Source organism: Fulvimonas soli (genome assembly GCF_003148905.1).
GTDB lineage: Bacteria > Pseudomonadota > Gammaproteobacteria > Xanthomonadales > Rhodanobacteraceae > Fulvimonas > Fulvimonas soli.
On record NZ_QGHC01000005.1, the window covers coordinates 261,633 to 279,786 of the forward strand.

The window sequence follows — 18,154 nt, forward strand, 5'->3', positions numbered from 1 at the left end:
CGCCGGCCAGACCACCACGACGTCTTCAGGGCGGGGCGGAATTCCCCACCGGCGGTAGGTCCTTCGGGACGAGCCCGCGAGCGCCTTCGCCGCACGGCGGAGGGACAGCAGATCCGGTCGAACGCCGGAGCCGACGGTCACAGTCCGGATGAAAGAAGACGGTTCGACGCGCGGCCCGCGGCTGCGCGCCGGCCTCATGCCTTGGGGCGTTCTCGCATGTCCTACGGAGAACGTTTCATGACCGCCGCCATTCCGCAAAAGGCAGCCTCCCTTCCCGACCGGGAGGCGTGCTGATGTTCACCGGCATCGTGCAGTCCGTGGGCCGCGTCGCGCGGCTCGAACCGCGCGGCGGCGACGTGCGCCTGCACGTCGATACCGCCGGCCTCGACCTGTCCGACGTCGCGCCCGGCGATTCCATCGCCGTGTCCGGCGTGTGCCTCACCGCGGTGGCGCTGGCGCCGCGCGGCTTCGCCGCCGACGTCTCCAACGAGACGCTCTCGCTGACCACGCTGGGCGCGCTGAAGCCCGGCGACCCGGTGAACCTGGAGAAGGCGCTGCGCCTGGCCGACCGCCTGGGCGGCCATCTCGTCTCCGGCCACGTGGACGGCGTGGGCAAGGTGGTGTCCATCGCGCCGGACGGCCGCTCGCAGCGCTGGACCTTCGAGGCGCCGCCCGCGCTGGCGCGCTACATCGCCGCCAAGGGCTCGGTCTGCATCGACGGCACCAGCCTCACCGTCAACGCGGTGGACGGCGCGCGCTTCGGCGTCAACCTGATCCCGCACACCATCGAGCACACCGCCTTCCACGCGCGCCGCGCCGGCGACGCGGTGAACGTCGAGGTGGACCTGATCGCGCGCTACGTCGAGCGGCTGCTCGGCGCCGGCGAGGCGCCGCGCCTCGACGAGGCGTTCCTCCAGCGGCACGGCTTCGCCTGAGCTTTTGGAGCCCCTCTCCCCTCGGGAGAGGGGTTGGGGCGAGGGTGCGGGCGAAGCGCGACGCTTCGCTCCGCCCGCACCCTCATCCGCCCCTGCGGGGCACCTTCTCCCGAGGGGAGAGGGAAGAACCACACACGGACACGTCATCCATGCCCTTCAACACCATCCCCGAAATCCTCGAAGACATCCGCGCCGGCCGCATGGTGGTGATCCTCGACGACGAGGACCGCGAGAACGAGGGCGACCTCGTCATGGCCGCGCAGATGGTGCGGCCGGAGGACGTCAACTTCATGGTGCGCGAGGCGCGCGGCCTGCTGTGCCTCACCCTCACCGAGCAGCGCACGCGCCAGCTGGGCCTCAAGCCCATGGTCAGCGACAACACCTCGCCGTACCACACCAACTTCACCGTCTCGATCGAGGCGGCCGAGGGCGTCACCACCGGCATCTCCGCGCACGACCGCGCGCGCACCATCCAGGTGGCGGTGAAGAGCGACGCCAGACCGCAGGACCTCTCGCAGCCCGGCCACGTGTTCCCGCTCACCGCGCAGCCCGGCGGCGTGCTCACCCGCGCCGGCCACACCGAGGCGGGCTGCGACCTCGCCGCGCTGGCGGGGCTGGAGCCGGCGGCGGTGCTGATCGAGATCCTGCACGAGGACGGCTCGATGGCGCGCCGCCCCGAGCTGGAGGCGTTCGCGCGCAAGCACGGCCTGAAGATCGGCACCATCGCCGACCTGATCCGCTACCGCCTGGAAACCGAGAAGACCGTCGAGCGCGTGCACGAGGCCGAGGTGGACACCGAGTTCGGCCCGTTCCGGCTGCTGGCCTACCGCGACGCGATCCGCCGCGGCCTGCACTTCGCGCTGGTGCGCGGCGCGGTGGACGACGGCGCGCCGGCGCTGACCCGCGTGCACGTGCGCAACACGCTGTCCGACGTGCTGCACCTGAAGCGCGACGACCTCGGCCTCACCGTCACCGCGGCGCTGCGGCGCATCGCCGACGAGGGCCGCGGCGTGCTGCTGGTGCTGTCCGGCGAGGACACGCCCGAGGCGCTGCTCGCGCGCCTGCAGGGCCAGCCGTCCGCGCTGGCGCCGCAGGACGCGCGGCAGCACGAGTGGCGCCAGCTCGGCCTGGGCGCGCAGATGCTGGCCGACCTCGGCGTGCGCCGCCTGCGCGTGCTGGGCACGCCGCGCAAGCTGGTGGGCCTGGGCGGCTTCGGGCTGGAGGTGGTGGAGTACGTCTGAATCCCTACGGGAAACCGCCTGTGGGAGCGGTCGTTGCGGGAGCGGCCTCCGGCCGCGATGGCCTGGCCCCCGGATCGCGGCCGGAGGCCGCTCCCCCAGAGCTCACCCCACAAAGGTCACTCCCGCAGAGGCCGCTTTTCCACACCGCTACCTTCGACCGGCCACGCCGCGCCCCCGCACCCACGGCATACTCGCCGGAACTCCGCCCACCGCCACAGCCATGACCGCAACGCGCATCCGCCTGATCGCTCCCTCCGGCTACGCCGCCGATCCCGCCGCGATGGCGCGCGGCGTGGCGCGCCTGCGCGCGGCCGGCTGCGCGGTGGAGGGATTGGAAGTGCTGGAGCGCACGCAGCTGCGCTTCGCCGGCAGCGACGCCGAGCGCGCGCAGGACATCAACGCGCTGGCGGAGCGGGACGCGCTGCCCGACATCGCCCTGGTCACGCGCGGCGGCTACGGCGCGGCGCGCCTGCTCGAGCACCTGCGCTACGACGCGCTGCGCGAGCGGCTGGCGGGCGCGCCGCCCGCGCTGGTCGGCCACAGCGACTTCACCGCGCTGCAGCTGGCGCTGTACGCCAGGAGCGGGCTGCCCAGCTTCGGCGGCCCGCTGCTGGCCGACCTCGGCGCCGAGCCGCGCGACGAGGGCACCTGGAGCCACTTCTGGCGCACGCTGCGCTCGCCCGCCTCCGGCGCGGACTGGCGGTGCGCCGCCGACGTGGAGCTCGACACGGAAGGTCCGCTGTGGGGCGGCAACCTGGCGGTGCTGTGCAGCCTGCTCGGCACGCCGTACTTCCCGCGCATCGACGGCGGCATCCTGTTCGTGGAGGACGTGGGCGAGCCGCCGTACCGCATCGAGCGGCTGCTGTACCAGCTGCACCTGTCCGGCGTGCTGGGCCGCCAGCGCGCGCTGCTGCTGGGCCGCTACAGCGACTGCCGCCCGGGCCCGCGCGACAACGGCTACGCGCTGGACGCCGCGTTCGCCCAGCTGCGCGCGGTGGCCGGCATCCCGGTGGTCGACGGCCTGCCGCACGGCCACGGCCCCGGCCAGCTGACCCTGCCGTTCGGCGCGCCCGCGCGCCTGCGCGTGGGCGGCGGCGCGGCGCGGCTGGATTTCTCCGGCTACCCGCACCTGCCGGCCGCGCCGGCCGAAAACCCGTAGAATACCCGGCCCCTCGCGGGCTGCCCGTTCCCCAAGGAATCCGCATGAAGACCATCGAAGGCGACTTCGCCACGCCCCCAGGCCGCTTCGCCATCGTCGCCGGCCGCTTCAACGGCTTCGTCGTCGAGCCGCTGGTGGCCGGCGCGCGCGACGCGCTGGCGCGCCACGGCGTCAAGGACGACGACATCGAGCTGGTGCGCGTGCCCGGCGCCTGGGAGATCGCGCTGGCCGCGCACAAGCTGGCCGCCTCCGGCCGGTACGCGGCGGTGATCGCGCTGGGCGCGGTGATCCGCGGCGCCACGCCGCACTTCGACTACGTGGCCGGCGAGTGCGCCAAGGGCCTGGCCCGGGCCGCGCTGGACAGCGGCGTGCCGGTGGCCTTCGGCGTGCTCACCACCGACAGCATCGAGCAGGCCATCGAGCGCGCCGGCACCAAGGCCGGCAACAAGGGCGCCGACGCCGCGCTGGCCGCGCTGGAGATGGCCAACCTGTACGGGAAGCTGCCGTGAGCGCGCCGCAGGGCGTCGATCTCGCCGCGCGCTCGCGCGCGCGCCGGCGCGCGCTGCAGGCGCTGTATGCGTGGCAGATGAGCGGCAGCCGCATGGCCGCGGTGATCGAGCAGTTCCGCCACGAGCAGGACATGGAAGTGGCCGACCTCGAATACTTCGAGGACCTGCTGCACGGCGTGGAGGGGCACGTCGGCGAGCTGGACGCCGCGCTCGAGCCCTACGTGGACCGCGAGGTGGAGCAGATCGATCCGATCGAGCGCGCCGCGCTGCGCCTGGCCGCCTACGAGCTGAAGTTCCGCCTGGACGTGCCGTACCGGGTGATCCTCAACGAGGCCATCGAGGTCACCAAGCGCTTCGGCGCCGACCACGGCCACAGCTACGTCAACGGCGTGCTGGACAAGCTGGCCGGCGAGCTGCGCGCGGCGGAGAAGCGCGCGCGCTGAGGCCGCGGCCGCGCCTAGCGGCAATCCTCGCGGCTGTTGTCGGCGATCCCCGCGATCAGCCAGCGGCCGTCCACCCGCGCGAGGTTGAACACGTCCGTGCCGCAGTGGTGCGGCTTGCCGTCGACCAGGAAGACGTAGGGCGCCCACACCACCGCGATGTCGTCGTCGATGCGGACGAGCGGATCGCGGATGCGCTCCTCGATGCGCTGCTTGCCCGGCTTCACGTGGTCGACGAAGGCGCCGAGGCCGAGCTGCACCGGCTTGCCGTGCCGCATCAACGTGGCGCCGCCCTCGGGCAGCACCTGCGCGCGCATCGCGGCCTGGTCGTAGCGGGACATCGCGGCGAAGAACGCATGCACCGGCGCCAGCACGGCCTGTTCCTGCGGCGTGGCCGCCGCGGCCGGCCCGGTCCAGGCCAGCAGGGCGGCGAGGCCGAGCAGCGCCGGCGCGCGGCGGGCAGCGGCGAGAGGGAGGCGATGGCGCATGGCGTGGGCTCCGCGGCGGAATGGCCGGCCGACCATCGCACGCGCGCGGCGCGCGCGCATGCGCCGCAGGTCATGGGCGCGCGCCCCACGCGGGTGGTCTGGAAGCCGATCGCGGCCGCAGGCCGCTCCCACGGCTTGCGCCGCGCGCGCGCGGATGGTCTGCTCATGCGCCGTCCCGTCTCCCGGCCCGCCATGGAATTCCGCCTGATCGACCGCATCCGCGAGCGCACCGCGCAGGGCCGCGAGGACGTGCGCCTGGGCATCGGCGACGACGCCGCGCTGCTCGCCGTGCCCGCCGGGATGGAGCTGGCGGTGGCGATCGACACCCTGGTCGAGGGCGTGCACTTCCCGCGCGGCACCTCGCCCGCCGACCTCGGCTGGAAGGCGCTGGCGGCGAACCTGTCCGACCTGGCCGCGATGGGCGCCACGCCGGCCTGGGCGCTGCTCGCGCTGACCCTGCCCGAGGCGATGGACGCCGCGGCGCGCGAGGCCTTCGTGGACGGCTTCGCGGACGGCTTCGCGGCGCTGGCGCAGCCGCAGCGGCTGGCGCTGGTGGGCGGCGACACCACGCGCGGGCCGCTCGCCGTCAGCGTGGCGGTGCACGGCTTCGTGCCGCCGGGGCAGGCGCTCGCGCGCGCCGGCGCGCGGGCGGGCGATGCGGTGCTGGTCACCGGCACGCTGGGCGACGCGGCGGCCGGGCTGCGGCTGCTGCAGCAGGGCATCGGCGCGGACGACGCGCGCGCCGCGCCGCTGGTCGGACGGCTCAACCGCCCGACGCCGCGGCTGGCGGCGGGGCTGGCGCTGCGCGGCCGCGCCAGCGCCTGCATCGACGTCTCCGACGGGCTGCTCGCCGACCTCGGCCACGTCTGCGCGGCCAGCGGCGCGGGCGCGGAGATCGAGGCCGCGCTGCTGCCGCGCTCGCCCGCGCTGCTCGGCCTGTTCGACGAGGCGGCCGCGCTCGACTTCGCGCTGGCCGGCGGCGACGACTACGAGCTGTGCTTCACCGTGCCCGCCGCGCGCGTGGCCGAGGTGCAGGCCGACCTGGCCCGGCTGGGCTGCGGCGCCGCCCGCATCGGCCGCATCGTGGAGGGTGCGGGCGTGCGCGTGCGCGGCGCGGACGGCGCGTGGCTGGCGCCGGCGCGGCGGGGCTGGGACCATTTCGCGGCATGAGCCAGGCGCGGGTGTGCGCGGCCGTCGGCTTTCCGCTTCGACGCGCGTGCAAGCATCCATTCGTTCCCGTGGCCGCAGCCTCCACGACATCCGCTCCTTCGACGAGATTCCTGTGCGTGGGGGAGGGGCGCGGGGTGGCGAGGGCAGGGAGGACGGCGAGGAAGGGAGGACCGGGAGGTTTGCGCGAAGGCGGCGGCATGGCAGGCTCACGCTGCGCGGCGCCGTCGGGCATGTCCATCGAACGGCCGCCGAGACCCCCCAGGCTTCCGAGACCCGCATGAGCGACCGCAAGACCCTCACCCCCGAGCAGCGCCGCCTGCTGCTCGCCACCCCGGCCGGCTGGCTGGCCTGCGGCTTCGGCTCCGGCCTCGCGCCGGTGGCGCAGGGCACCTTCGGCTCGCTGGCGGCGATCCTGCCCTGGCTGCTGCTGCGCGACCTGGCGCCGTGGATGTACGCCTTCGTGCTGCTGGTCGCCTTCGCCGTCGGCGTTTGGGCCTGCGACGTGGCCGGCCGCGCGCTGGGCGTGGACGACCACCGCAGCCTGGTGTGGGACGAGTTCGTCGGCCAGTGGATCGCGCTGGCGCCCGCGCTGTGGGCGCCGTGGTGGGCGGTGGCGCTCGGCTTCGCGCTGTTCCGCCTGTTCGACGTGTGGAAGCCCTGGCCGATCGGCTGGCTGGACCGCCGCCTCAAGGGCGGCCTGGGCGTGATGGCGGACGACGCGGTGGCCGGCGCGTTCGCGGCGGTGGCGCTGGCGGTACTGTTGCGGTTGCTCCACTGACCGGACGCACGTGATGGGTCGTCCGCCAGGCTTCGATGCCCGGCACGGCCCGAGCGGCATGGAAAGCCGGTGCCCGCCCGCGGCCGCCCGGCCGGGGCGCGAGGGCGGCAGCGAAGGCGCGCTCCGACGGTTCCGTTTTCCGCTTTCGCGCCGGCCGTGCCGCGCGCCATCGGCCGGATACGCGGCCTTCACCGGAATTCGGCTTTATTTCCGCGGCGACGCCCTGGCGTCGACCGATGGAACAACGGCCCGTGGGCATCCCCGCGCAAGCCGCCGGCGGCCCGCGACGCGGGCACGGCAGGAAACGCCATCCCCGCGGCCGCTCCGCTTCCGTCGTGGCGGAGTCCGGACGCCGCATCCGGCCACGGATTCCACGGCAGCCATCCTTCAAGGAGAGCCCAGGCCATGGCCAAGACAGGCACCCCCCGCACCTCCGCATCCTCCTCCCGCCGCGGCGCGGCCGACCGCCGCGGGCAGGGCGACGAACTGCACCAGCCGGCCGGCGGCCGCCACCCGCCGCTGACCACCAACCAGGGCATCCCGGTCGCCGACAACCAGAACTCGCTGCGCGCGACGCCGCGCGGGCCGACCCTGCTGGAGGACTTCGTCCTCCGCGAGAAGATCACCCACTTCGACCACGAGCGCATCCCCGAGCGCATCGTGCACGCGCGCGGCTCGGCGGCGCACGGCTACTTCGAGCTGACCAAGTCGCTGCGCAAGTACACCACCGCGAAGCTGCTCACCGAGGTGGGCGAGAAGACGCCGGTGTTCGTGCGCTTCTCCACCGTGGCCGGCGGCGCCGGCTCGATCGACACGCCGCGCGACGTGCGCGGCTTTGCGGTGAAGTTCTACACCAAGGAGGGCAACTGGGACCTGGTGGGCAACAACATCCCGGTGTTCTTCATCCAGGACGCGATCAAGTTCCCCGACCTGGTGCACGCGGTGAAGATGGAGCCCGACCGCGGCTTCCCGCAGGCGGCCAGCGCGCACGACACCTTCTGGGACTTCATCTCGCTCACCCCCGAGGCCATGCACATGATCATGTGGGCGATGAGCGACCGCGCCATCCCGCGCTCGCTGCGCATGATCGAGGGCTTCGGCATCCACAGCTTCCGCCTGCTCGACGCCAAGGGCGGGTCGACCTTCGTGAAGTTCCACTGGCGGCCGAAGCTGGGCCTGCAATCCACGGTCTGGGACGAGGCGGTGAAGCTCGCCGGCGCCGACCCGGACTTCCACCGCCGCGACCTGTTCGAGGCGATCCAGCGCGGCGACTACCCGGAATGGGAGTTCGGCGTGCAGCTGTTCACCGAGGAGCAGGCCGCGAAGTTCCCGTTCGACCACCTCGACCCGACCAAGCTGATCCCCGAGGAGCTGGTGCCATTGCAGATCGTCGGCCGCATGGTGCTGGACCGCTGGCCGGACAACTTCTTCGCCGAGACCGAGCAGGTGGCGTTCTGCCCCGCCAACATCGTGCCCGGCATCGACTTCAGCAACGACCCGCTGCTGCAGGGGCGGCTGTTCTCCTACCTCGACACGCAGCTGTCGCGGCTGGGCTCGCCGAACTTCCACCAGATCCCGATCAACGCGCCCAAGTGCCCGTTCGCCAACCTGCAGCGCGACGGCCACATGCAGGTGCACGTGCCCAAGGGGCGGGTGAACTACGAGCCGAGCTCGCTGCAGGCGGACAGCCCGCGCGAGACGGCCGAGGGCTTCCGCAGCTACGCGCAGCCGGCCGACGAGGGCGCCAAGGGCCGCGTGCGCGCGGAGAGCTTCGCCGACCACTACAGCCAGGCGCGGCTGTTCTACCGCAGCCAGAGCGCGCCGGAGCAGGCGCACATCGCCTCGGCGCTGGTGTTCGAGCTGTCCAAGGTGGAGACGCCGCACGTGCGCGAGGCCGTCGTCGGGCACCTGCGCCACATCGACGGCGACCTCGCCAGGCGCGTCGCCGCCGGGCTGGGCCTGGACGCGCTGCCGCCGGCGCCGCCGGCCGCGGTGAAGCCGATCGACATGCCGCCCTCGCCGGCGCTGCAGATCATCGGCAAGGCCAAGCCCACGCTGCAGGGCCGCAGCGTGGGCATCCTGGTCGACGACGGCTCCGACGCGGCGACGGTGCGCGCGCTGCGCAAGGCGGCGGAGGACGCCGGCGCGGCGGTGAAGATCGTCGCGCCCAGGGTGGGCGGCGCCAAGCTCGGCGACGGCAGGAAACTCGCCGCCGACGGCCAGCTCGCCGGCACGCCCTCGGTGGTGTTCGACGCGGTGGCGGTGGTGCTGTCCGCCGCCGCCGGCAAGGCGCTGGCGAAGGAGGCCGCCGCGGTGGACTGGGTGCGCGACGCCTACGGCCACCTCAAGGCGATCGCCTTCGACGAGGGCGCGCAGCCGCTGCTGCAGGCCGGCGGCGTGGCGAAGGACGCGGGCGTGGTGAAGGCCGCCGACGCGCGCGCCTTCCTCAAGGCCGCCGCCACCCGGCAGTGGGACCGCGAGCCCAGGCTGCGCACGCTGGCATGAAGCCGTCGGCGCGGCGGGCCGCGCCGATCCACGGATCCAAGGAGACCAAAGCCATGCTGCAGCTCAATCCGCCGCTGCCGATGCTCACCCCCAAGGGCGAGGGTTACGCCCACATCCTGATCGACTACGGGCCGGAGTCCGACCTGTACTGGACGGTGTTCATCACCGCCACCGGCGAGGTGTGGACCTTCGCCAACCGCGACGTGCGCGCCAGCAAGAACATCACGCTGGGGCGCACCCGCGTGGCGGAGCCGCTGCCGCCGGTGGACGGCGACGGGCGCCGGGCCAACGGCGTCCGCGCCGTCAACGGCCATGCCGCCGCCGCGGCGGGCGGCCGCGAGGGGGACGGGAGGCCGGCATGAGCGACACGATCTACGACGCCCTGCGCGAAAGCCACCGCCTGCAGCGCTCGCTGTGCCGCCGGCTGCTGCTGTCCAGGCCGCACACGCAGCACCGCCGCGACGTCTTCACCGCGCTGCGCATCGAGCTGGCGGCGCACGCCGCGGCGGAGGAGCGCTTCCTGTACGCGCCGATCCTGATGCACGACGCGGGGCTCGACGCCTCGCGCCACGCGCTGCACGAGCACCACGAGATGGACGAGCTGGTCGAGCGGCTGCAGCAGTCCGAGCCGTCCAGCCGCGGCTGGATGGCGACGGCGCGCGCGCTCTCGCACAAGGTGCACCACCACCTGCGCGAGGAGGAGAAGAAGTTCTTCCAGGTCTCCGGCAAGATCCTCGGCGAGGCGCAGAAGCGCCGGCTCGCCCGGCAGTACCGCCGGGACTACGCGCGGATGCTCAAGACCCTGCGGCAGGCATGAGTCGACGCGGCCGGGCGGCGCGTGGGTTGCATCCGCCGTCGCCCGGGGCAGGACAGGGTGAGGGCGGGGCTGGCGAAAGCACCGCCCCGGAGCCGGTTTCGGCGCGGGCCCGCATCAGCCTCGTGATGCAACGCGGCCCAGATGCGCTTGCGACGCTGGGCGCTACGTTGATGCCGCAACCTCCACTCGTCATCCCGGCGCGAGCCAGGACCCAGCAGCGACGCGACCCGTACAGGCCACGCGGCCATTGGATGACTCGCTGCGTTCACTCCTTGCGCAGACGCACCGCGAGCTTCGCGCCTGATCGCCGCCCCGACGCAGGCCCACTTGCTGTCCGGGATGCTTCGGCGCATCCGCGACGCAGGACGTCTCACGCTGATGCGACAACCTCCGCCCGTCATCCCGGCGCGGGCCGGGTTCCAGCAGCGGCGCGGCCCCGTACAGGCCGGGCGGCCATCGGATGACTCGCATCCGAGCGCCGGCGCCAGGCTCGCGCATTCCGATTTCCCGCGCGGCGACGATAGGGGCATCGGTCGGCGAACTGCCGCGCCGACCCATGGGGGAAGCGCCATCGGTGGTAGTCCCGGCGGGAGAGCAGGGCGAGCGAAAGGCGGCCGCTGCAACCCCGATGGCCAACCTGCGGCAACCCGCCACGAAAAGAGTGCTTGACGATCAAATGAGAATTATTATCATTTGATCGCTGCCTACTCTTTCCGCCGCCGGAGTCACTGCCATGTCGACAAGCCTCGGTCTTACCCGCCCCCTTCTCGCGCTGGCCCGCCCCCGGCCGCAACCGCAGCCGGTCGCCGCCGTCCCGGCCGGCGTGCGGCGCATCTCCAGCCAGCAGTTGCTGGAGGGCTCCCGCGAGCTGGTCATCCAGCACCAGGGCGGCGAGTACCACCTGCGCCTGACCCGCAACGACAAGCTGATCCTCACCAAGTGATCCCGCGCCGCCGGTCCGGCGGCGCACGCGACCTTTCCCTTTCTCCCCCGGCCACCGCCAGCGCCGCGCGCGCCCAGCCAGGCCGTCTTCCGCGCAGGAGGTGCCCCGTGTTCGGCTGGCTCGCCGCTTTCGGCTTGTGCGACAGCGCGCGCTTCAACACGTCCGCCACGCCGTGGCTGCCCGCGACGCCGCGGCGGCTGGCCGAGTGGCTGCCGCAGCTCGGCGGCGTGCTCTACCTGCCGGGGCGGCAGGCGCCCTGCGACGGCCTGCCCGGCGCCGCCGGCATCCTGGTCGAGAGCGTGGAGCTGGCGCCGCTGCTGCGCGTGCGCGCGCTGCGCGGCTCGAGCGCGGTCACGCCCGAGGGGCCGCGCGAATGGATCGACGGCGCCGACGCGCACGGCCGCGTGCAGATGCGCCTCTACCTGCTGCCGGACACCGACTACTGCGCCTGGGACGCCTGCCTCGGCGGGCCGGCCAGGACCTGCGGCGGCCCCGCCGCCCCGGCGGCCGAGCCCTTCCGCGCCGCCGGCGCGCGGCTGCTGCGCTTCACCCACCGCCGGCTCGGCGGCCTGGGCCTGATCGGCACCGCGGCGCCCGGCCTGTCCGGGCTGGGGCACCGCCTCGCCGCGGGCATCGCGCGGCAGGAGGCGGTGGCCCTGCAGGCGGCGCTGTCCGGCTGAGCTGTCCGCGGCTTGTCCGCCTGTCCGGCGGAGTGTCCGCGGACAGCGGACGCCGGCCGGCCGCGTCGCCGCAAACGTTTGATGCGCAAGGCTTTCCTTGCCGGCCGGGGCGCTGGCACGGCGCTTGCTGAAAGCTGCCTGTGGCCACCCGGCGCGTGGCCGTTAAGGACAGCCCGATGATCCGCGACACCTCCGCGCAAGACCGCCTGGTCGAGGTCAAACCCAACCGCAAGCGACGCCTGCTGCTGATCGGCGGCGGCGTCGCCGCGCTGCTCGTGCTGGGCCTGCTGGCGCCCAGCGCGATGCGCCTGTTCTCCGCCGACGCCTCGGTGAGCAGCTCGCGGCTGGCCTTCGCCACCGTCGAGCGTGGCCCGTTCGTGCGCGACATCGCCGCCGAGGGCAAGGTGGTGGCGGCCAACAGCCCCACGCTCTACGCCACCTACGGCGGCGCGGTGACGCTGAAGGTGCACGCCGGCGACAGCGTGAAGAAGGGCCAGGTGCTGGCGGTGATCGACAGCCCCGAGCTGACCAGCAAGCTGGCGCAGGAGCAGTCCAAGGCCGACGCCATGCAGGTGGACTACCTGCAGGCGCAGGTGGACGCGCGCAGCAAGCGCGGCGAGCTGGAGAAGGCCTACGACAACGCCCGCATCGACGAGAAGAGCGCCGAGACCAACCTGTCCCGCGAGCAGAAGGCGTTCGACGCCGGCGCCGGCACCGGCGTGGCGGTGGACCAGGCCAAGGACGCGCTGGAGAAGGCGCGCATCGCGCTGGCCCACGCCAAGGCCGACCTCGGCATGAACGAGGACAGCCTGCGCTTCAACGTGCAGTCCAAGAAGCTGGCGCACGACAACCAGATGCTGGTGGTGAAGGACCTGCAGCGCCAGGTCGACGACCTCGACGTGAAGTCGCCGGTGGACGGCCAGGTCGGCCAGCTGTTCGTCGCCGAGCGCGCCACCGTGGCCAAGGACGCGCAGCTGCTCAGCGTGATCGACCTCACCGCGCTGGAGGTGGAGATGAAGGTGCCGGAGAGCTTCGCGCGCGACCTCGGCATCGGCATGAGCGGCGAGATCACCGGCAACGGCAACACCTGGAAGGGCCTGGTCAGCGCGATCTCGCCCGAGGTGGTCAACGGCGAGGTGGCCGCGCGGCTGCGCTTCGAGGGCGCCACGCCCAGGCAGCTGCGGCAGAACCAGCGCCTGTCCGTGCGCATCCTGCTCGACAAGCGCGACAACGTGCTGACCGTGCAGCGCGGCTCCTTCGTGGACGAGTCCGGCGGCAACTACGCCTACGTGGTGCACGACGGCATCGCCGAGAAGAAGCCGATCCGCGTGGGCGCCAGCAGCATCGACAAGGTGGAGATCCTCGACGGCCTGAAGGAAGGCGACCGCATCGTGATCTCCGGCACCGACAGCTTCAAGGACGCGGCGCGTGTCGCGATCAGCAACTGAGCTTTTGCCTTCTCCCTCTCGGGAGAAGGTGCCCGCAGGGCGGATGAGGGTGCGGGCGGAGCGGAGGTTCCCGGGACCTGCGCGAGCGCCGAACCCTCACCCCGACCCCTCTCCCGGCGGGAGAGGGGCTCAAGCGAACGATCCACCACCGAGGAAAACGACCCCATGCTCAAGATGACCCACCTGTCCAAGGTCTACCGCACCGAAGTGGTGGAGACCTACGCGCTGCGCGACTTCAACATCGACGTGAAGGAGGGCGAGTTCGTCGCCGTCACCGGGCCGTCCGGCTCGGGCAAGACCACCTTCCTCACCATCGCGGGCCTGCTGGAGACCTTCACCGGCGGCACCTACCACCTGGACGGCGTGGACGTCAGCCACCTGGACGACAACGCCCGTTCGAAGATCCGCAACGAGAAGATCGGCTTCATCTTCCAGGCCTTCAACCTGATCCCCGACCTCAACGTGTACGACAACGTGGAGGTGCCGCTGCGCTACCGCGGCATGAAGGCGGCCGAGCGCAAGGAGCGCATCATGCAGTCGCTGGAGCGCGTGGGCCTGGCCTCGCGCTTCAAGCACTACCCGGCGGAGCTCTCCGGCGGCCAGCAGCAGCGCGTGGCGATCGCCCGCGCGCTGGCCGGCAGCCCGCGCCTGCTGCTCGCCGACGAGCCCACCGGCAACCTCGACACGCAGATGGCGCGCGGCGTGATGGAGCTGCTGGAGGAGATCCACCGCGACGGCGCCACCATCGTGATGGTGACGCACGACCCGGAGCTGGCCGCGCGCGCGCAGCGCAACGTGCACATCATCGACGGCCAGGTGGTGGACCTCGCCGAGGACCCGCGCTTCCACGCCGCGGTGCGCGCCGCCAGCGCCTCGCAGAACGCCTGAGGGAGCGCCCCGTGCCCGTCGCCACCCGCCGCCCGCGAGGCCGATCCATGCGCCTGAGACTGCTGCCGCTGACGCTGCTCGCCCTGCTGCCGCTGGCCGGCCACGGCGAGGACCTGATGGACGCCTACCGCGACGCCGTCGCCAACGACCCGGTGCTGGCCACCGCCGACGCCGCGCGGCTGGTGGTGGCCGAGGGCGTGCCGCAGGCGCGCGCGGCGCTGCTGCCGCAGCTGTCCGCCGGACTCAGCCTGGAGCAGCTGCACGGCGGCGGCGGGGCGACCACGGACGCCAACGGCAACATCGTCACCGCCGGCGCCAGCGGCCACACGCGCAGCCGCAGCCTCAACGGCGAGCTGGTGCAGCCGATCCTGGACCTGTCCAGCATCGCCAGCCTGCGCGCCGCGCAGTCGCAGCGCGACGCGCAGGAGGAGACCTACCGCGCCGCGCTGCAGAACCTCTACGTGCGCGTGGCCAACGCCTACTTCGGCGTGCTGGTGGCCGAGGACAACCTGGCCGTGTACCAGTCCTACGAGGACGCCTACAAGCAGGAGTTCCAGCAGTCCAGCGAGCGCTTCAAGAACGGGCTGGTCACCGCGGCGGACGTGAGCCAGTCGCAGGCCTACTACCTGTACATCAAGTCGCAGCGGATCGGCGCGCAGGACCAGCTCAAGGACGCCCGCCGCGCGCTGGAGCAGATCACCGGCAAGCCGGTCGGCTCCCTGAAGAGGCTGCGCGAGGACCTGCCGATGCAGCCGCCCGAGCCGGCCGACCCGAAGGCCTGGGTGGGCGCGGCGATGCAGACCAACCCGGCCATCCTCGCCGCGCGCCACGCGGTGGACGCGGACGAGCACCGCATCAACGCAGCGCGCGCGAACCACCTGCCCACGATCAACGCCAACGTCGGCTACAGCAAGTACGGCAGCTGGTCCAACGTCGAGCGCGGTGCCGCCGGCTACGGGCCGGGCACCACCACGGTGGGCCTGACCCTGAGCGTGCCGCTGTTCAGCGGCGGGCTGACCCAGTCGCAGGTGCGCCAGGCGATCCACCAGCGCGACGAGGACGCGGGGCTGCTGGAGACCCAGCGCCGCCAGGCCGCGCGCGACGCCAGCAACTACTACAACCTGGTGCTGGACGGCATCGAGCAGGTGCAGAGCGCGCGCGACTCGGTGCAGGCGGCCAAGAAGTCGGTGACCTCGATGCGCGCCGGCTACGAGATCGGCACGCAGAGCCTGACCAACGTGGTGGTGGCGATCGAGACGCTGGCCAACGTGCAGACCGAATACAGCTACGTGCGCCACCAGTTCATCCTCAACAAGCTGCTGCTCAAGCAGGCCGCCGGCACGATCGACGTGCACGACCTGGAGGACGTCAACCGCCTGCTCGAATGAGCGGCGCGGCGCGACGACGGCACCCCGGACCCACCAGAGAACCCCCCATGCTTGCCTACTACCTCCGGCTCGGCCTGCGCAGCCTGCGCCGCAACCCGGTGCTGACCGCCCTGATGGTGATGGCGATCGGCTTCGGCGTGGGCGCGTCGATGACCACCTACTCGGTGTTCCGCGCGGTGTCGGGCGACCCGATCCCGTGGAAGTCGTCGAAGCTGTTCGTGCCGCAGATCGACGTTTGGGGCCCGAAGTCGCGCCGCGGCGGCGACAGCCGCAACGAGCCGACCGACGCGATGGACTACGCCGACGCGGTGGCGCTGATGCGCGCGCACCGCGCGACGCGGCAGTCGGCGCTGTACCAGGTGTCGCCCTCGGTGGTGCCCGCGCAGGCCGGCCAGCACCCGATCAACGTCGGCGGCCACGCGGTGTTCGGCGAGTTCTTCCCGATGGTGGACGCGCCGTTCCGCTACGGCAGCGGCTGGAGCGCCGAGGACGACGAGCGCCGCGCGCAGGTGGTGGTGATCAGCGGCAAGCTCAACGAGAAGGTGTTCGGCGGCGCCAACAGCGTGGGGCGGACGCTGGACGTCGAGGGACGGCCCTACCGCGTGGTCGGCGTGCTGGAGCCGTGGAACCCGCAGCCGCGCTTCTACGACGTGGTCAACAGCGGCGGCTTCAGCACCGGCACCGACGACGTGTTCCTGCCGTTCAACACCGCGATCGACGCGGGCATGCCCAACGACGGCAACACCAACTGCAGCGAGACGCCCAAGGAGTCCGGCTTCGTCGGCCTGCAGCATTCCAGCTGCGTGTGGCTGGCCTTCATGGCCGAGCTGGACGACGCGGCGCAGGTCGCCGCGTACCGCCGGTTCCTGGACGGCTACGCGCGCGAACAGCAGCAGGCCGGGCGCTTCGCCTGGCCGCCGAACAACCGCCTGCGCAGCGTGCCGGAGTTCCTCGACTTCGAGCAGGTGGTGCCGAGCGACACCAAGATCTCGCTGCTGGTCGCGCTGGGCCTGCTGGTCGTGTGCCTGGTCAACACCGCCGGCCTGCTGCTGGCCAAGTTCCTGCGCCGCGCGCCGGAGATCGGCGTGCGCCGCGCGCTGGGCGCCTCGCGGCGCGAGATCTACACGCAGTTCCTCAGCGAGGCCTCGATGGTGGGCCTGGCCGGCGGCCTGCTCGGCCTGCTGCTCACCGGCGCGGGCGTGGCCGGCGTGGGCTGGGTGCTGCCGGAGGACATCGCCGCGCTGGCGCGGCTGGACGTGCCGCTGCTGCTGCTGACCCTGCTGCTGGCGGTGGTCGCCGCGGTGCTGGCCGGCCTGTATCCCACCTTCCGCGCCGCGCGGGTGCAGCCGGCCTGGCAGCTCAAGAGCAACTGAGGAGCGTCGACATGAGCGTGCATCCCATCATCGCGGCGCTGCGCAAGCACAAGGCGGGCACGATCCTGATCGCCGCGCAGATCGCCCTGACCCTGGCGATCGTGTGCAACGCGGTGTTCATCATCGGCCAGCGCATCGAGCGCGTGCACCGGCCCACCGGCATCGAGGAGAACGACCTGTTCCTGATCCAGCAGCAGTGGGTGGGCGCGCCCAGCGGCGACGACCCGGCCGGCGCGGAGAAGCTCGACGCCAAGCTGCGCGAGGATCTGGCCGCGCTGGCCGCGCTGCCGGACGTGGCCGCGGTGACGCCGATCAACTCGCTGCCGCTGCTCAATTCCTCCTGGAACGGCGCGGTCGCGCTGAAGCCCGGGCACGGCGACTTCGACGGCAAGGCGCGCACCACGTACTACTTCGCCGACGAGCGGCTGATGGCCACGCTGGGCCTGAAGCTGGTGGCCGGCCGCGCCTTCGACGCCGGCGACGTGCAGCACCGCGCCTTCCGCGACCAGAGCGTGGCCCCCGTGGCGATGCTGACCAAGGCGCTGGCCGACAAGCTGTTCCCCGACGGCCAGGCGGTCGGCAAGGTCGTCTACTTCGACGGCGGCAGCACGCCGAGCACGATCGTGGGCGTGGTGGAGCGGCTGCAGGTGCCGGGCACCGGCAGCTGGACCAACAGCTTCACCTGGTACTCGTCGATCCAGCCGGTGCGCCTGAACGCCAACTTCTCGCGCTACGCGGTGCGCGCCAAGCCGGGGCGGCTGGCCGCGGCCATGCGGGCGGCGGTGCCGGCGCTGTACAAGGTCGACCCCATGCGCGTGATCGACGACAAGGACGGCGTGCGCTCCTTCGCCGAGATCCGCCAGAGCGCCTACCGCGCCGACGTGGGCATGGCGGCGCTGATGGGCGCGATCTGCCTGGTCCTGATCGCGGTCACCGCGGCGGGCATCGTCGGCCTGACCAGCTTCTGGGTCGGCCAGCGGCGCAAGCAGATCGGCGTGCGCCGCGCGCTGGGCGCGCGCAAGGTGGACATCCTGCGCTACTTCCAGGCCGAGAACCTGCTGATCGCCGGCGCCGGCACGGTGCTCGGCATCGCCCTGGCCATCGGCCTCAACCTGCTGCTGATGAAGTACTTCGAGATGGAGCACCTGCCGGTGCCCTACGTGCTGGCCGGCGTGGCGGTGGTGCTGGCGCTGGGCCAGGCCGCGGTGTACGGCCCGGCGCGGCGCGCCTCCAACGTGCCGCCGGTGGAGGCGACGCGGTCGGTGTGACGGCGGTGCCGTCTCCCTCCGGGAGAAGGCGCCGCGCAGCGGCGGATGAGGGTACGGGCGCAGCACCGCGCTTCGTCCGACCCTCACCCCCGGCCCCTCTCCCGGCGGGAGAGAGGAGCAGCAA

18 protein-coding genes and 1 riboswitch are annotated in these 18,154 nt (G+C 72.9%); of the genes, 17 read left to right on the top strand and 1 reads right to left on the bottom strand.

Features of this window, described 5'->3' with window-relative positions:
• Nucleotides 1-17: 17 nt before the first annotated feature.
• Nucleotides 18-164, top strand: a riboswitch (FMN riboswitch).
• A 129-nt stretch (nt 165-293) separates the two neighbouring features.
• From C7456_RS08400 to nusB, 5 genes are all read left to right on the top strand, one after another.
• Nucleotides 294-935, top strand: a complete 642-nt coding sequence (locus tag C7456_RS08400) for a riboflavin synthase (RefSeq protein ID WP_109723340.1) — start codon at nt 294-296, stop codon at nt 933-935.
• Nucleotides 936-1,084: 149 nt separating this feature from the next.
• A complete protein-coding gene (gene ribBA / locus C7456_RS08405; protein WP_109723294.1) occupies nt 1,085-2,176 on the top strand; it encodes a bifunctional 3,4-dihydroxy-2-butanone-4-phosphate synthase/GTP cyclohydrolase II in 1,092 nt (363 codons plus the stop codon).
• Between the two features lie 220 nt (nt 2,177-2,396).
• The gene (locus C7456_RS08410) at nt 2,397-3,335 is read left to right on the top strand and encodes an LD-carboxypeptidase (protein WP_109723295.1); all 939 of its coding nucleotides are present in this window, start codon (nt 2,397-2,399) and stop codon (nt 3,333-3,335) included.
• Between the two features lie 44 nt (nt 3,336-3,379).
• On the top strand, nt 3,380-3,844 hold the full coding sequence (ribH, locus tag C7456_RS08415) for a 6,7-dimethyl-8-ribityllumazine synthase (protein ID WP_109723296.1): 465 nt from the start codon (nt 3,380-3,382) through the stop codon (nt 3,842-3,844).
• Nucleotides 3,841-4,287 (top strand): transcription antitermination factor NusB, encoded by a 447-nt coding sequence (nusB, locus tag C7456_RS08420; RefSeq protein ID WP_109723297.1) that lies wholly within the window; start codon nt 3,841-3,843, stop codon nt 4,285-4,287. Before ribH ends, nusB begins: the two co-directional genes overlap by 4 nt.
• Before the next feature lie 14 nt (nt 4,288-4,301).
• On the opposite strand, the gene C7456_RS08425 is transcribed toward nusB, so the two are convergent.
• Nucleotides 4,302-4,772, bottom strand: a complete 471-nt coding sequence (locus tag C7456_RS08425) for a nuclear transport factor 2 family protein (RefSeq protein WP_211306291.1) — start codon at nt 4,770-4,772, stop codon at nt 4,302-4,304.
• A gap of 192 nt (nt 4,773-4,964) precedes the next feature.
• Between C7456_RS08425 and thiL the strand changes: the two genes are divergently transcribed.
• The 12 genes from thiL to C7456_RS08485 all read left to right on the top strand — a co-directional run bounded on the left by thiL (nt 4,965) and on the right by C7456_RS08485 (nt 18,030).
• Nucleotides 4,965-5,942 (top strand): thiamine-phosphate kinase, encoded by a 978-nt coding sequence (gene thiL / locus C7456_RS08430; RefSeq protein ID WP_109723342.1) that lies wholly within the window; start codon nt 4,965-4,967, stop codon nt 5,940-5,942.
• 277 nt (nt 5,943-6,219) lie between these two features.
• Nucleotides 6,220-6,720 (top strand): phosphatidylglycerophosphatase A family protein, encoded by a 501-nt coding sequence (locus C7456_RS08435; protein ID WP_109723298.1) that lies wholly within the window; start codon nt 6,220-6,222, stop codon nt 6,718-6,720.
• A 405-nt stretch (nt 6,721-7,125) separates the two neighbouring features.
• Nucleotides 7,126-9,225 (top strand): catalase, encoded by a 2,100-nt coding sequence (locus C7456_RS08440; RefSeq protein WP_109723299.1) that lies wholly within the window; start codon nt 7,126-7,128, stop codon nt 9,223-9,225.
• A gap of 53 nt (nt 9,226-9,278) precedes the next feature.
• On the top strand, nt 9,279-9,587 hold the full coding sequence (locus C7456_RS17335; protein ID WP_211306292.1) for a hypothetical protein: 309 nt from the start codon (nt 9,279-9,281) through the stop codon (nt 9,585-9,587).
• Nucleotides 9,584-10,042, top strand: a complete 459-nt coding sequence (locus C7456_RS08450; protein ID WP_109723300.1) for a hemerythrin domain-containing protein — start codon at nt 9,584-9,586, stop codon at nt 10,040-10,042. Before C7456_RS17335 ends, C7456_RS08450 begins: the two co-directional genes overlap by 4 nt.
• Before the next feature lie 733 nt (nt 10,043-10,775).
• Entirely contained in the window at nt 10,776-10,985 is a 210-nt protein-coding gene (gene hemP / locus C7456_RS08455) for a hemin uptake protein HemP (protein ID WP_109723301.1), read from the top strand.
• Between the two features lie 107 nt (nt 10,986-11,092).
• On the top strand, nt 11,093-11,665 hold the full coding sequence (locus C7456_RS08460) for a hypothetical protein (RefSeq protein ID WP_109723302.1): 573 nt from the start codon (nt 11,093-11,095) through the stop codon (nt 11,663-11,665).
• A gap of 176 nt (nt 11,666-11,841) precedes the next feature.
• Entirely contained in the window at nt 11,842-13,113 is a 1,272-nt protein-coding gene (locus tag C7456_RS08465; protein WP_109723303.1) for an efflux RND transporter periplasmic adaptor subunit, read from the top strand.
• Between the two features lie 165 nt (nt 13,114-13,278).
• Complete coding sequence (locus C7456_RS08470; RefSeq protein WP_109723304.1) at nt 13,279-14,001, top strand: ABC transporter ATP-binding protein; 723 nt, start codon at nt 13,279-13,281, stop codon at nt 13,999-14,001.
• A 47-nt stretch (nt 14,002-14,048) separates the two neighbouring features.
• Nucleotides 14,049-15,389 carry a TolC family outer membrane protein gene (locus C7456_RS08475; protein ID WP_109723305.1) on the top strand — a complete coding sequence of 447 codons (1,341 nt, stop codon included), beginning with the start codon at nt 14,049-14,051 and terminating at the stop codon, nt 15,387-15,389.
• A gap of 47 nt (nt 15,390-15,436) precedes the next feature.
• Nucleotides 15,437-16,762, top strand: a complete 1,326-nt coding sequence (locus C7456_RS08480; protein ID WP_109723306.1) for an ABC transporter permease — start codon at nt 15,437-15,439, stop codon at nt 16,760-16,762.
• An 11-nt stretch (nt 16,763-16,773) separates the two neighbouring features.
• Nucleotides 16,774-18,030: an ABC transporter permease gene (locus tag C7456_RS08485; RefSeq protein WP_109723307.1), complete on the top strand. Its 1,257-nt coding sequence runs from the start codon at nt 16,774-16,776 to the stop codon at nt 18,028-18,030.
• Nucleotides 18,031-18,154: the final 124 nt, after the last annotated feature.

Coding starts and splice junctions, on each gene's coding strand:
- C7456_RS08410 (WP_109723295.1), top strand. CDS start 2,397: ATGACCGCAACGCGCATCCGCCTGATCGCTCCCTCCGGCTACGCCGCC.
- C7456_RS08480 (WP_109723306.1), top strand. CDS start 15,437: ATGCTTGCCTACTACCTCCGGCTCGGCCTGCGCAGCCTGCGCCGCAAC.
- C7456_RS08435 (WP_109723298.1), top strand. CDS start 6,220: ATGAGCGACCGCAAGACCCTCACCCCCGAGCAGCGCCGCCTGCTGCTC.
- C7456_RS08485 (WP_109723307.1), top strand. CDS start 16,774: ATGAGCGTGCATCCCATCATCGCGGCGCTGCGCAAGCACAAGGCGGGC.
- C7456_RS08470 (WP_109723304.1), top strand. CDS start 13,279: ATGCTCAAGATGACCCACCTGTCCAAGGTCTACCGCACCGAAGTGGTG.
- thiL (WP_109723342.1), top strand. CDS start 4,965: ATGGAATTCCGCCTGATCGACCGCATCCGCGAGCGCACCGCGCAGGGC.
- C7456_RS17335 (WP_211306292.1), top strand. CDS start 9,279: ATGCTGCAGCTCAATCCGCCGCTGCCGATGCTCACCCCCAAGGGCGAG.
- C7456_RS08475 (WP_109723305.1), top strand. CDS start 14,049: ATGCGCCTGAGACTGCTGCCGCTGACGCTGCTCGCCCTGCTGCCGCTG.
- hemP (WP_109723301.1), top strand. CDS start 10,776: ATGTCGACAAGCCTCGGTCTTACCCGCCCCCTTCTCGCGCTGGCCCGC.
- C7456_RS08450 (WP_109723300.1), top strand. CDS start 9,584: ATGAGCGACACGATCTACGACGCCCTGCGCGAAAGCCACCGCCTGCAG.
- ribBA (WP_109723294.1), top strand. CDS start 1,085: ATGCCCTTCAACACCATCCCCGAAATCCTCGAAGACATCCGCGCCGGC.
- ribH (WP_109723296.1), top strand. CDS start 3,380: ATGAAGACCATCGAAGGCGACTTCGCCACGCCCCCAGGCCGCTTCGCC.
- C7456_RS08425 (WP_211306291.1), bottom strand. CDS start 4,772: ATGCGCCATCGCCTCCCTCTCGCCGCTGCCCGCCGCGCGCCGGCGCTG.
- C7456_RS08465 (WP_109723303.1), top strand. CDS start 11,842: ATGATCCGCGACACCTCCGCGCAAGACCGCCTGGTCGAGGTCAAACCC.
- C7456_RS08400 (WP_109723340.1), top strand. CDS start 294: ATGTTCACCGGCATCGTGCAGTCCGTGGGCCGCGTCGCGCGGCTCGAA.
- C7456_RS08440 (WP_109723299.1), top strand. CDS start 7,126: ATGGCCAAGACAGGCACCCCCCGCACCTCCGCATCCTCCTCCCGCCGC.